At 63.4% G+C, this 11,828-nt stretch carries 14 protein-coding genes and 1 riboswitch; of the genes, 10 read left to right on the top strand and 4 right to left on the bottom strand.

Annotated elements, in window-relative coordinates:
- Positions 1-125 precede the first annotated feature (125 nt).
- The 6 genes from MFF34_RS27655 to MFF34_RS27680 all read left to right on the top strand — a co-directional run bounded on the left by MFF34_RS27655 (position 126) and on the right by MFF34_RS27680 (position 6,244).
- Positions 126-1,292: a DUF1624 domain-containing protein gene (locus MFF34_RS27655; protein ID WP_238217770.1), complete on the top strand. Its 1,167-nt coding sequence runs from the start codon at positions 126-128 to the stop codon at positions 1,290-1,292.
- A gap of 28 nt (positions 1,293-1,320) precedes the next feature.
- Positions 1,321-1,520: riboswitch (cobalamin riboswitch) on the top strand.
- A gap of 126 nt (positions 1,521-1,646) precedes the next feature.
- A complete protein-coding gene (locus tag MFF34_RS27660) occupies positions 1,647-2,657 on the top strand; it encodes an ABC transporter substrate-binding protein (RefSeq protein ID WP_238217772.1) in 1,011 nt (336 codons plus the stop codon).
- A complete protein-coding gene (locus MFF34_RS27665) occupies positions 2,657-3,673 on the top strand; it encodes an iron ABC transporter permease (RefSeq protein WP_027593836.1) in 1,017 nt (338 codons plus the stop codon). Before MFF34_RS27660 ends, MFF34_RS27665 begins: the two co-directional genes overlap by 1 nt.
- A gap of 5 nt (positions 3,674-3,678) precedes the next feature.
- A complete protein-coding gene (locus MFF34_RS27670) occupies positions 3,679-4,458 on the top strand; it encodes an ABC transporter ATP-binding protein (protein WP_374707429.1) in 780 nt (259 codons plus the stop codon).
- Positions 4,459-4,475: 17 nt separating this feature from the next.
- A complete protein-coding gene (locus MFF34_RS27675) occupies positions 4,476-4,910 on the top strand; it encodes a pseudoazurin (protein WP_238217777.1) in 435 nt (144 codons plus the stop codon).
- Positions 4,907-6,244 carry an OprD family porin gene (locus MFF34_RS27680; protein ID WP_238217780.1) on the top strand — a complete coding sequence of 446 codons (1,338 nt, stop codon included), beginning with the start codon at positions 4,907-4,909 and terminating at the stop codon, positions 6,242-6,244. Before MFF34_RS27675 ends, MFF34_RS27680 begins: the two co-directional genes overlap by 4 nt.
- 65 nt (positions 6,245-6,309) lie before the next feature.
- Here the strand turns inward: MFF34_RS27680 and MFF34_RS27685 are convergent, their stop codons facing one another.
- Both MFF34_RS27685 and MFF34_RS27690 read right to left on the bottom strand, forming a co-directional pair.
- The gene (locus MFF34_RS27685) at positions 6,310-6,633 is read right to left on the bottom strand and encodes a hypothetical protein (protein ID WP_238217782.1); all 324 of its coding nucleotides are present in this window, start codon (positions 6,631-6,633) and stop codon (positions 6,310-6,312) included.
- A 132-nt stretch (positions 6,634-6,765) separates the two neighbouring features.
- Complete coding sequence (locus MFF34_RS27690) at positions 6,766-7,263, bottom strand: GNAT family N-acetyltransferase (protein ID WP_238217784.1); 498 nt, start codon at positions 7,261-7,263, stop codon at positions 6,766-6,768.
- A gap of 128 nt (positions 7,264-7,391) precedes the next feature.
- Here MFF34_RS27690 and MFF34_RS27695 point away from each other — a divergent pair, with 128 nt between their 5' ends.
- The 3 genes from MFF34_RS27695 (at position 7,392) to MFF34_RS27705 (ending at position 10,447) form a co-directional block, all read left to right on the top strand.
- Entirely contained in the window at positions 7,392-7,871 is a 480-nt protein-coding gene (locus MFF34_RS27695) for a hypothetical protein (RefSeq protein WP_085273263.1), read from the top strand.
- A gap of 87 nt (positions 7,872-7,958) precedes the next feature.
- On the top strand, positions 7,959-9,542 hold the full coding sequence (locus MFF34_RS27700; protein ID WP_238217787.1) for a diguanylate cyclase: 1,584 nt from the start codon (positions 7,959-7,961) through the stop codon (positions 9,540-9,542).
- 128 nt (positions 9,543-9,670) lie between these two features.
- Complete coding sequence (locus tag MFF34_RS27705) at positions 9,671-10,447, top strand: ParA family protein (protein WP_238217789.1); 777 nt, start codon at positions 9,671-9,673, stop codon at positions 10,445-10,447.
- A gap of 101 nt (positions 10,448-10,548) precedes the next feature.
- On the opposite strand, the gene MFF34_RS27710 is transcribed toward MFF34_RS27705, so the two are convergent.
- Both MFF34_RS27710 and MFF34_RS27715 read right to left on the bottom strand, forming a co-directional pair.
- Entirely contained in the window at positions 10,549-10,854 is a 306-nt protein-coding gene (locus tag MFF34_RS27710; RefSeq protein WP_238217791.1) for a Txe/YoeB family addiction module toxin, read from the bottom strand.
- Positions 10,832-11,104 carry a type II toxin-antitoxin system Phd/YefM family antitoxin gene (locus MFF34_RS27715; RefSeq protein WP_238217793.1) on the bottom strand — a complete coding sequence of 91 codons (273 nt, stop codon included), beginning with the start codon at positions 11,102-11,104 and terminating at the stop codon, positions 10,832-10,834. Before MFF34_RS27715 ends, MFF34_RS27710 begins: the two co-directional genes overlap by 23 nt.
- A gap of 422 nt (positions 11,105-11,526) precedes the next feature.
- Here MFF34_RS27715 and MFF34_RS27720 point away from each other — a divergent pair.
- A partial coding sequence (locus MFF34_RS27720) for a DUF2946 family protein (protein ID WP_374707428.1) occupies positions 11,527-11,828 on the top strand: 302 nt, incomplete at its 3' end.

The following is an 11,828-nucleotide window of genomic DNA, read 5'->3' on the forward strand; positions in this document are numbered from 1 at the left end:
CGCTCGATCTCATAGGCGCCAAACCCCTCATGCCGTGCACCCCCTCTAAAACCCCATTGCTGGCCACCCAATTTAAGTTATAAGATAACGTTTCATTTGACACCCATTCCTACCAGCGACCTTCCATGACTAGCGCCAGCGCCACCCCCACCCTGCTTACCCAGCGCCTACAGAGCATCGATGCCCTGCGCGGCCTGGTCATCCTGTTCATGCTCCTGGACCACGTCCGCGAGACCTTCTTTCTGCACCGCCAGGTCAGCGACCCGATGGCCATCGACGTCACCGACCCGTCGTTGTTCTTCAGCCGTACCCTGGCCCACCTCTGCGCGCCGGTGTTCGTCCTGTTGACGGGCCTTTCGGCCTGGCTGTATGGCGAGAAGTACGAGGGCCGTAGCGATGTCTCGGCCTTTCTGTTCAAACGCGGGCTGTTCCTGGTGGCGCTCGAGTTCACCTTGGTCAACTTCGCTTGGACCTTCCAACTGCCCCCCAGCGTGATCTACCTGCAAGTGATCTGGGCCATTGGCGTGAGCATGATCGCCCTGTCGCTGCTGGTGTGGTTGCCACGGGCAGCGCTGATCGCCCTGGGTGCAATCATCGTCGCCGGGCACAACCTGCTCGACAGCCTGCACTTCGGCGCTGAGTCGGCCCTGCACGTGCCGTGGGCAATCCTGCACGACCGTGGCTGGCTGGTATTCTCCGACAACCTGCGCCTTCGCACGTCGTACCCCGTGCTGCCCTGGATCGGCGTCATCGCCTTGGGCTACGGCCTTGGCCCCTGGTTCGCCCGTGGCAGCGACGCAGGCCAACGCCAGCACCGCCTGCTGCTGGCCGGGGTGATCGCACTGCTTGGTTTTGTCGTGCTGCGCATGCTCAACGGCTACGGCGAGGCACCCTGGAGCGGGTACCCGACGTTGACGCAAACGCTGATGAGCTTCTTCAACATTACCAAGTATCCGCCGTCCTTGCTGTTCCTGGCCCTCACCCTGGGCTGTGGCCTGCTGCTGTTGCGCGCCTTCGAGCGTGCCGGCCAGGCCCGCTGGATCAACGCCCTGGCGGTTTACGGCGCAGCACCGATGTTTTTCTACCTGCTGCACCTGTATGTGCTGAAGCTGCTTTACCTGGCCTGCGTCGCGCTGTTCGGCCACAACCAAGGGGATTACTTCGGCTTCGACGGCATCGGTGCCGTGTGGCTGGGCGCCGTCTTGCTCGCCGTGTCGCTGTACCTGCCGGTACGTAACTTCGCCCGGTTGAAAGCGCGTCGGCGTGACATCACCTGGCTCAAGTACTTCTGAAAAGCGTTTTCACCCGGCTGCCTGATGGTCTACCATGCCGGCCGCCGGTTTCCACCACGGAATTAATAGGGAATCCCAAGCCCGCTAACGCGGGCCAAACGGAACTGCCCCCGCAACTGTAGGTGCCGAGCCTGCTCCATCGATGCCACTGGATAACCTTGTCCGGGAAGGCTGGAGCTGGGCCATGACGCACCAGTCAGGAGACCTGCCGGCGCAAAAACACCAACCGGCGGGGTGTCCGGGATGGCCATCTCCACCCTTTTCTGGGTGCTGCCCCCTGCCGCGTGCACGGGGCTCGGCGATGCCTGTCCGTGCGTTCATTCCGTGAACCCTTCGATAGGAGATCGTCCCCTCATGCTGCCTCGTCTTGTCGCTTTGATCGCCGGCCTCGGCCTCACCAGCCTGGCCCAGGCTGCCGCCACCCACTACCCGCTCACGGTCGACAACTGCGGCATGCCGCAGACCTTCGCCCACGCGCCCGAGCGTGCAGTGACCATTGGCCAAGCCGGCACCGAGATGCTCTACGCACTGGGGCTGGGCGACAAACTGGCCGGCACCTCGCTGTGGTTCAACAACGTGCTGCCCGAGTACAAGGCGCTGAACGACAAGGTCGAGCGCCTGGCCGACAACGACCCCAGTTTCGAGGCGGTGGTCGGCAAGCGTCCGCAACTGGTGGCCGTACAGTTTGAATGGATGGTCGGCGCACAAGGGGTGGTCGGCACCCGCGAGCAATTCGACGAGCTGAAGATCCCGACCTACCTGCTGCCGTCGGACTGCGAAGGCAAGGACAACCTGGTGGGCGCCGACGGCACCCGCCTGCAGGCGTTCCAGGTCGAGAGCATCTACAAGAGCGTCAACCAGCTGGCCGAAATCTTCGACGTGCAAGACCGCGGCGCCGCGTTGAACGCCGACCTCAAGGGCCGCCTGGACAGCGCCAAGGCACAGTTGGCTGGCAAGGATTTGTCGAACACCTCGGCACTGTTCTGGTTCTCTAGCGCCGACTTGGATATCGACCCCTACGTCGCCGGCCGCCAAGGGGTGGCTGACTTCATGCTGCGTACCCTGGGGTTGCGCAATGTGGTCGAGTCCACCGAAGAATGGCCGACCGTGGGCTGGGAAACCCTGGCCAAGGCCAACCCAACCTGGTTGATCATCGCCCGCATGGACCGTCGCCGCTTCCCGGCAGACGACTACCAGAAAAAACTCGAATTCCTGCGCAACGACCCGGTTACCCGCAACATGGACGCAGTGAAGAACGACCGCATCATCGTCCTCGACGCCGACGCCATGCAGGCCGGCATCCGCCTGTTCCGTGGCCTGCAGACGCTGTCGACGGCGTTCGCCAGCGGTAAAGCAGCCCAGTGATGAGCCGCCTGTTGCCCTACAGCGCCCTGGCCCTGGCAGCCCTGTGTGTCGCGCTGGTGGCCGGCACGGCGATCGGCGAGAGCAACCTGGCGCCGAACGTGGTCTACCAAGTGCTGGCCAATCACCTGTGGCAGGCCGGTTACCCGGTCGACCCCATTGATGCCGGTATCGTCTGGAACTACCGCCTGACCCGCACCCTGGTCGCCGCCGCCTGTGGCGCCGGGCTGGCCACGTGTGGCGTGATCCTGCAGGCGCTGCTGCGCAACCCGCTGGCCGAGCCCTACCTATTGGGGTTGTCGGCCGGTGCCTCGACCGGCGCGGTGATGGTCGGCCTGCTGGGGCTGGGCAGCGTCGCCCTGAGCATGTCCGGGGGTGCCTTCATCGGCGCGTTGGCGGCGTTTGCGCTGGTGCTGGTGCTGGCACGCGCCGCCGGGCCGAGCAGCAACAACGCCCAGGTGATACTCGCCGGCATCGCTGGCTCGCAACTGTTCACTGCGCTGACCGCGTTCCTCATCACCAAGTCGGCCACCGCCGAGCAGGCGCGCGGCATTCTGTTCTGGCTGCTGGGCAACCTCAGTGGCGTGCGCTGGCCGTCCGTGTGGCTGGCCCTGCCCGTGGCACTGTTCGGGCTGGTGGTGTGCCTGTGGCATCGCCGCGCGCTGGATGCCTTTACCTTCGGCGCCGACTCGGCCGCGTCGCTGGGGATCCCGGTGCGGCGCACCCAGTTGTTGCTGATCAGTTGTGCCGCGCTGGTGACGGCGGTGATGGTGTCCATCGTCGGCGCCATCGGTTTTGTCGGGCTGGTCATCCCCCACGCCCTGCGCCTGCTGCTGGGGCCCGGGCATAGCCGCCTGCTGCCGGCCAGTGCGCTGGGCGGCGCACTGTTTCTGATCAGCGCCGATATCTTGTCGCGCACGTTGATCCCAGGCCAGGTGATCCCGGTGGGCGTGGTGACCGCGCTGATCGGCGCGCCAGTGTTCGCGCTGATTCTGGTCAGCAGAAGGGGGCGCCCATGACCGTCATGGCCAACGTGAAGATTGCTCCCCTGGCCTGCCAGGGCTTAGGGCTGCAGCTGGGCGGTAACCCTGTACTGCGCGACATCGAGCTAACCGTTATCCCCGGCGAAACGCTGGGCATCGTCGGCCCTAACGGCTCGGGCAAGTCGTCTTTGCTCAAACTGCTGGCGGGCCTGCGCAAGCCTGACAGTGGCCGTGTCGAGCTGCTGGGCGAACCGCTCGCGCAACTGCCACGCCGGCGCATTGCCCAGGCCCTGGCGCTGGTCGAACAGCAGGCGGATACCGCTGACGCCATCAGCGTGTACGACGCCGTTGCCCTGGGCCGCACGCCCTGGCTGTCAGCCCTGGCGCCGTTCAGCAAAGCGGACCGCGCCATCGTCGAGCAGGCCCTGGCCGACCTGGATGCCCTGCACCTGCGCACGCGCCTTTGGCATTCGCTTTCAGGTGGCGAACGCCAACGCGTGCACATTGCCCGCGCCCTGGCGCAACGCCCCCAGGTGCTGTTGCTCGACGAGCCGACCAACCACTTGGACATCCAGCACCAGCTCAGCCTGCTGCAACAGGTGCAGGGGCTGCCGGTTACCACGCTGGTGGCCCTGCATGACCTCAACCAAGCGCTGACCTGCGACCGCCTCGCGGTGCTCGACAAAGGCTGCCTGGTCGCCCTCGGCAAGCCGCTCGACGTCCTCACCCCAGAGCGCCTGCTGAGCACCTTCGGCGTACACGCCCACTACCTTACCGACCCCTTCGACGGCGCACGCATTCTGCGTTTTCGCGCCCCCTGAACCAGGAAGTTCCCACCATGCTGTTGCGCCCTGTCGCCCTGCTGCTCGCCAGCACCCTGTTTGCCCCTGCCGCGCTGGCAGATGTGCATGAAGTGAAGATGCTCAACCGCAGTACGCAGGGCGCGATGGTCTACGAGCCGGACCACTTGCGCATCGCACCCGGCGATACCGTGCGCTTTGTGCCGACCATGAGTGGGCACAACGCAGCCAGTGTGCCGGGGTTGCTGCCGCAGGGCGCTGAGGCGTTCAAGAGCAAGCTCAACCAGCCCTACGAGCACACCTTCAGCGTACCCGGCATGTACGGTATCCAGTGCATTCCGCACTTGGCGATGGGCATGGTGATGGTGATCCAGGTGGGTGACACGGCGCCGGCCACAGTGCCTGCTAGCCTGCCTGCACGGGCGAAAACCCGCTTCGAAGCGCAACTGCAGAAGCTGGGGGCCGGGCAATGAGCCGGCTGTTGCTGGCCCTGCCTCTGCTCGGGCTTACCCCGCTCGCATTGGCTGACTCCGCTCAGGCCCAGAGCAACGGTTTGGTAGAAGACGCCAGCTGGAGCATCCTCAACCGCAGCGTGTTCGACCAGCGCGACTACAAGCATGGCGGACGCAACAGCAGTGCGCGCAATGCCTACAAGCCACGCGACGAACGTAGCGGCAAAGCTGAGGAATGGGCCTACGGTTTGATGGGGACCTTGCAGTCTGGCTTTACCCAAGGCCTGATCGGCGTCGGTGTCGATGCCCACGCTTATCTGGGCGTACAGCTCGACAGCGGCGGTGGCCGTGCCGGCAAGGCGCGCTTGCTGGGCATCGACAACGACGGGCACCCGAAAAACGAATACAGCCGAGCAGGCGCAGCCTTGAAGATGCGGGTGTCGAACACGGTGCTGTCCTACGGCGAGCAGCGGGTGAAAACCCCGGTCTTCAGTTCGTCCGACAGCCGCTTGCTGCCCGAGACCGCGACGGGGTTTTTCCTCACCAGCAACGAGATCGACACGCTTCGGCTGGTGGCCGGCCACTTCAATGAAAACGCGGATCGCAACGCTTCAAGCCACGATCAAGGGTTCGTGGTGAACTATTCCAATGGCCGCCAGGGCAATGCCTTCGACCTAGCCGGCGTGGTCTGGAACCCCGGCGCGGCCCTCAGCGGCAGCCTGTATACCTCGCGCTACGAGGACAGCTGGAACCAGCACTACCTGGGCAGCACCCTGACCCACGCACTGGATGACCGGCGCAGCTTGAGCCTCGACCTCAACCTGTACCGCACCACCGACACCGGCAAGGCGCTGTCCGGGCGCATCGACAACACCACCTGGAGCCTGGTGTCGCGTTACAACCAGGGGCCGCACGGGTTCAGCCTGGGCTGGCAGCAGGTAGACGGCAATTCACCGTTCGACTATGTGACGCGGGGCGCGATCTATATCGCCAACGCCGTGCAGATGTCGGACTTCAATGCACCGAACGAGAAGTCATGGCAGGCGCGCTATGACCTGAACATGGGCGCCTACGGTGTGCCCGGGTTGAACCTGACGGCGCTGTACGTGCGCGGGTTCGATATCGATGGCACGCATGTCGACCCCACCGGCGGCTACGCGTACCTGGGGTATGGCAAGGGTGGCAAGCACTGGGAGCGCGACCTGGAAGCGCGCTATGTGGTGCAGAGTGGCAAGGCCAAGGGCACCACGTTCTCGGTACGGCATAACGCGCACCGGGGGAACACGGCGCAGGCGGAACTGGATGGTGACCAGATCCGCCTGGCGGTCGAATGGCCGCTGGGCGGCGGGTTCTGATCATCGTTCAGGGACCCAGGCTTCACACCAACGTGCCGGTGACGGGCTGCGCAGCAGCCCCCGGTTCAAGACGCTGCAGCGGATAGCGGCTGCAGGCCCCATTCGGCTTTCTCCTGCGAGGTCATCGCAGCAACCACTTCCATAAACGTCTGCTCCAATTCTGCGCTGACATTGCCGAACGCCTTGTAGTTGGTCAGCAGGTACCGCTTCACGGTATTGGGCCAACGCCCTTCCTTGTGCGCCGCATTGATGATGCCCTTGGCGTCGTGGCGCGTGGCACCCCGCCACAAATCCATCAGCCTGTTTTCGAAGTGGCCGAACGACCACGGGTCTCTGCAGTCTTCGAATTCGTCCAGCAGTTTGAGCTTGTACAGGGCCATGTGTGGCATCGGTGAATCTCCCTTGGGGGCGTTGGGTAAGCCTTGAGGGAGACGGTAAGCAAGCAGGTGCGTTATGGAAATGAACGCGTTGAACACTCCACAACAACAGCTGTAGGCGGTTTCTGACCGATTACGGCGACGTCATGCCAGCGTCAGCTGCATATGGGTGGTCTGCCAGACGGGGTCCTGCTCCACATCGATCACCGCGAACCCCTGGCGTTCCCAGAAGGCAATCGCGCCCGGGAGGAACGGGTGGGTGTGCAGGTACAGGCATTCGACACCCGCCTGTTCGGCCGCACCGCGCAAGGCGGCGAACAAGGCGGCGGCGAGGCCATGGCGTCGATAGGCCGGCAACACGAACAAGCGCACCACCTCGACCACGCACACCCGCTGATAGTCGAGTTGTGCGAAGCGATGGTCATAGGGCACATAGCCGATTACGGCCACCAAACGGCCCTGATCGCGGGCTTCGAGAAACACGCCTTCGCCGTCCAGGTAAGTCTCGGCGAAGCGAGCCAAGTCAGGGGGCAACGGTGCGTCGGCAAGTTGCGGGAAAAGTTCGCGGCGGGCGCTGTCGACAAAAACGACCACCTCGTCGATGGCGTCACGCGGGACGGGTTGGATGATCCAGTTCGGCATGTGGGCTACAGGCAATGAGTCGAGGGCAAAGGTTCTACCCCAGCGCGCCGCCCATGGCAAATTCTGGGCTCATCGCGATCAAGACCCCGGTATAATCGCAGGCCTAGACCGCCCAACCAGGCCACCCCATGCCCCGCCTCCAGACGTTGCTACTGCCACTGCTACTGATCACCGCCCTCGCCGCCTGCGACCAGCAACCCTCCCGCGAAGCGCAGATCCTGGCCAAGCTGCCGCTGCAGGACGCCTATGAGCACAACATCGACCGCATGGCGTCGTTGCTGGCCCCAGCCCACCCGCAGGTGCCCGAGGCGCGCATCCGTGAGGTGCTGCGCAAACACCTGACGGTCGAGGACCAGCGCCAGGACTTGTTCAAGCTCTACAGCGAAAAGAATTTCAGCGACGCTGAATTCGCCAGCATCGTCGAAGCCATGCAGGACCCGGCCAAGGCCCGCGCACTTGAAGAGACTGAGGCCGGCAAACGCCTGAGCGAAAAACTGACCGCGCTGATGCGCGAAACCGCCCGCGACACCCAGGTGCAGGCATTGGCCGAGCAGCGCATGCAGCAGGTCGAAGATGAGCTGGCTGAACTGGAAAAAGCAGGTTCCTGATCGACGTAACGCACCGCTGCGGCGACAATAACGCACTACACCTACAAGCAGCAGGGTTACTCCCTTTTCGTACCAGTGAGGTCAGGATTGCCACACCCCAAGCACGGATTGCGCCTGGATTTACGCTCGCTCATTCTGATTCTCTGTGCCCTCACCGCGCTACTGATGCTGTGCGCCAGTTATTTCGCCAGCTACCGGGTTCAGCGTCAGTTGCTGATCGACCACGCCCTGGAAGCCAACCGGGTGTACGCGGCGAAGCTGGCGTCGATCACCGAGACCTTCATCGCCAGTGCCTTGCAGCAGTTGTCGTTCAGTGCCGGCGTGCAAGCCCACCAGTTGGCTGATGCCGCCGCGCTGCAGACGGAGACCGACCGCGTGCTGCACCAGGGCCTGGCCTTCAACTCGACGTTCGTGGTCGATGCCGACGGGATCCTGCGGGCAATCTCCCCTGCCTCATTGCGCCACTACCTCAATACCAAGGTGCAGTCGCCCGGGGTTCAGGAGGCCTTGCAAGGGCGCAAGGCCCTGGTGTCGACGCCCTACCTGTCCACCGCCAACAACCTGGTGGTGGCACTGTCGCAGCCGATCTTCGATGCCAATGGGCGTTACCTGGGCTACGTCGGTGGCAGCCTGTACCTGCGCGAGCGCAACATCCTCAACAGCCTGCTGGGCGAGCACTTCTACAAGGACGGCTCGTACCTCTATGTGGTCGACCGCAACCGCCGCCTGCTCTATCACCCGGACAACCAGCGGGTGGGCACGGTGGTGGAAGGCAACCCGCTGATCGATCAACTGGCGACCCTGGACAGCGGCACCCGCCAGCTGACCAACAGCCAGGGCGTGGAAATGCTGGCAGGGTTTGCCACGGTGCCGAGCGCTGGCTGGGGTGTGGTGGCGCAGCAGCCGCTGGCGCAGACCGTGGCGCCCTTGAGCCACCTTGTGCTCAACGTTATCGGCACCTCGGCGCCGCTGGCACTGGTGGGCAGCCTGGTGCTGTGGTGGCTGGCGATGACCATCGCTCGGCCACTCTGGCAATTGGCAGCCGGGGCCAGGTCGATGGACCGCGCAGGCACCGCCGAGCGCCTGCATCGGGTGCCGGCCTGGTACTTCGAGGCGGCCGAGCTCAAGCGTGCGCTGCTGTTCGGGCTCAACCTGCTGCAAGAGCGCATCGGCCGGCTTAACCGCGATGCCCAGACCGACCCACTGACCGGGCTGGGCAACCGCCGCAACCTGGAGTTCAGCCTGTCGTTGCTGCAGGCCGAAGGGCGGGCTTTTTCGGCCATCGTGCTCGATATCGACCACTTCAAGCGGGTAAATGATGGCCATGGGCATGAAGTGGGCGACCAGGTACTGCAGCGGCTGGCCGAGCTGATGCGCCGCTGTTGCCGAGAGGGCGACCTGCTTTGCCGCACCGGGGGTGAGGAGTTTCTCATGCTGCTGCCGGGGGCAAGCCTGGCGGTTGCGGCAGCAGTGGCAGAACGGCTACGGGTAACGGTGCAGGATACGCCGGTGGAACCCGTGGGCGCGGTGACGATTTCGCTGGGGGTTGCGCATTGGCCGGGCGGCACCGGCAGCGAGCCTGGCGATGCATTGAGCGAGGCGGACCGGGCGCTGTACGCGGCCAAACAGAATGGGCGCAATCGGGTGTGTGTCGCGCGGGTTCAGCCCTGAAACCCGCGCAGACCGTCACGGCCAGGCCCTTCGCAAAAGTTGTTACAAGCCTTGTCATAAAACTGTCGTGTTTCAGTCATAGGATTGACCCCAACCTGACATTTTCACTCTTCATGGATGAGCGTCTCATGCGTCGTGTGGTTTTCAATCAGAAAGGTGGCGTCGGCAAGTCGAGCATCGCCTGCAACCTGGCTGCCGCCAGTGCCGCTGAAGGCTATCGGACCTTGCTCGTCGACCTCGACCCGCAGGCCAATGCCACCTACTACCTGACCGGCCTGGTCAATGACGCCATCCCCTCGGGCATTGCCGACTTCTTCCGCCAGACCTTGTCATCCGCCACCGCGCACGGCAAAAAGCCCCGTGTGGCAATTACCGAGACCCGCTACAGCAACCTGCACCTGATCACCGCCAGCCCCGACCTCAGCGACCTGCAAAGCAAGCTGGAGAGCAAGTTCAAGATCAACAAGCTGCGCAAGCTGCTGGTGGAATTGGCTGAAGACTACGAGCGGATCTACATCGACACGCCGCCGGCGCTGAACTTCTACACCTTCAGCGCCCTGGTGGCCGCCGAACGCCTGTTGATTCCGTTCGACTGCGACAGCTTTTCGCGCCATGCGCTGCACAGCGTCATGGCCGAAGTGGAGGAGCTACGCCAGGACCACAACCCAGCGCTGCAGGTGGAAGGCGTGGTCGTCAACCAGTTCGCCGGGCGCACGGCACTGCACCAGACACTGGTCGATCAGTTGCGCGCTGAAGGGGTTCCGGTGCTGCCGGTGTACCTGAGCAGCTCGATCAAGATGCGCGAGTCGCACCAGGCGTCAGTGCCGCTGGTGCACATGGCACCGCGGCACAAGTTGGCGTTGGAGTTTGCCGACCTACTGGACGTGCTGGAGCGCGCGGCCTGAGCCAAGCGGGGTGGACATAGAGGGAGAATTTGAGTCCTCTGGCGAACGCTCCGCAGCCGAACGCTGGCAGCATGGCTGCGCTCACGACGCGGCGCTACAACTTAGTCATCGTAGTGGTAGCGGCATTGCAGGATGGTGAGTACGTCAGCCTCGAAGAAATAGACCAGGCGGTGCTCTTTGGTGATACGACGTGACCAGAAACCAGTCAGATCGCCCTTGAGGGCTTCTGGCTTGCCAGTTCCAGTGAAGGGCGTGCGGCGACACTGAGTGATAAGCGAGTTGATGTTGTTCAGGATTTTGGCGTCGGCCTGCTGCCAGTGGCAGTAGTCTTCCCATGCTTCATCCGTAAACTTCACCCCTGCGATGGTGCACGCACTGTCTTTATTACTCTGTTTGTTCTTGCTCATTTGTTGTCAATTCCTTGGTTACGGCTTTGCCGGCCCGGAGCTGAGCAATGGATGAGCGGAGGCGCGAGGCGTTCTTCGACGATCCCAGCAGGTGCAAGGTCTCGTTGATGCCGTTGTAATCCTCAAGAGAGAGCATCACGACAGGTTCGCCACGCTGGCGCGTGATTATGGCGGGCTCGTGGTCCCGGCAAACATCATCCATTGTCTGCTTCAGGTCGGCGCGAGCCTGGCTAAAAGTCAGTACGTGCATAAGTAATCCTCGCTGGGATAACCCCAGACCAGGTTGTTTCCCGAGAGCGCCATCGTGTGTGGCAGGTCCGGGAAGGGTCTCTCCAATGGTCATTAGCCCGCGTCATGGACATGTCCGGGTGACCTGTGAGTGCTAGTGCTACTCCATCAAGAATTCTGGACCAAACGCCGATCCGGCATTTACCAAAAGGCCCAGAAAACGTTACCGATTCGTACCGGCAGCAAGGGAATGGTACAAAACGTTGTACAATCTTGTCAATTCTCAGGCAGTTCGAACCTTGACATCGTCATCGCTGAGGCCAAGACACTAACCTCGTTGTAGCTCTCTGCGCTTCCGGACAACCAAATCCAGGTGCTTTGCACCCCAGCATTTTGCGTCACCAGGGCTACCCGATCACGCATTCGGGTGATAGATTCGCCGCCATGAAAACCACCCGGCAGACCCGCACGCTGACCGCCTGGACGCTTTATGCCAGCGTCCTGTTCAGCCTATTGCTGTGCGGCCTGCATCACGGCCAGATGAGTGGCCTGCGCTTGGCGGGCCTCGAGGGTGGTTTCTGTTCGATCAGCAGTGACCATGGCCCGGCCATCAACCTGGACAACGCCGGTGGCGACCAGCACATGGCTCAGCTCGACTGCCCCGTGTGCTCCTCGTTCGGCCTGGGGGGGCAGGAACGCCCAGCCGGTGTGGGCAAGCGGCACTGCCAGGCCGAACGAGGAGCACA

The organism is Pseudomonas sp. PAGU 2196 (genome assembly GCF_022179005.1).
Lineage (GTDB): Bacteria > Pseudomonadota > Gammaproteobacteria > Pseudomonadales > Pseudomonadaceae > Aquipseudomonas > Aquipseudomonas kermanshahensis.

Excerpts from the sequence above, each read along its gene's own strand:
- MFF34_RS27685 (WP_238217782.1), bottom strand. The coding sequence starts at position 6,633 with ATGCCACACATGGCCCTGTACAAGCTCAAACTGCTGGACGAATTCGAA.
- MFF34_RS27690 (WP_238217784.1), bottom strand. The coding sequence starts at position 7,263 with ATGCCGAACTGGATCATCCAACCCGTCCCGCGTGACGCCATCGACGAG.
- MFF34_RS27715 (WP_238217793.1), bottom strand. The coding sequence starts at position 11,104 with ATGCACGTACTGACTTTTAGCCAGGCTCGCGCCGACCTGAAGCAGACA.
- MFF34_RS27695 (WP_085273263.1), top strand. The coding sequence starts at position 7,392 with ATGCCCCGCCTCCAGACGTTGCTACTGCCACTGCTACTGATCACCGCC.
- MFF34_RS27680 (WP_238217780.1), top strand. The coding sequence starts at position 4,907 with ATGAGCCGGCTGTTGCTGGCCCTGCCTCTGCTCGGGCTTACCCCGCTC.
- MFF34_RS27705 (WP_238217789.1), top strand. The coding sequence starts at position 9,671 with ATGCGTCGTGTGGTTTTCAATCAGAAAGGTGGCGTCGGCAAGTCGAGC.
- MFF34_RS27710 (WP_238217791.1), bottom strand. The coding sequence starts at position 10,854 with ATGAGCAAGAACAAACAGAGTAATAAAGACAGTGCGTGCACCATCGCA.
- MFF34_RS27655 (WP_238217770.1), top strand. The coding sequence starts at position 126 with ATGACTAGCGCCAGCGCCACCCCCACCCTGCTTACCCAGCGCCTACAG.
- MFF34_RS27665 (WP_027593836.1), top strand. The coding sequence starts at position 2,657 with ATGAGCCGCCTGTTGCCCTACAGCGCCCTGGCCCTGGCAGCCCTGTGT.
- MFF34_RS27660 (WP_238217772.1), top strand. The coding sequence starts at position 1,647 with ATGCTGCCTCGTCTTGTCGCTTTGATCGCCGGCCTCGGCCTCACCAGC.
- MFF34_RS27675 (WP_238217777.1), top strand. The coding sequence starts at position 4,476 with ATGCTGTTGCGCCCTGTCGCCCTGCTGCTCGCCAGCACCCTGTTTGCC.
- MFF34_RS27670 (WP_374707429.1), top strand. The coding sequence starts at position 3,679 with ATGGCCAACGTGAAGATTGCTCCCCTGGCCTGCCAGGGCTTAGGGCTG.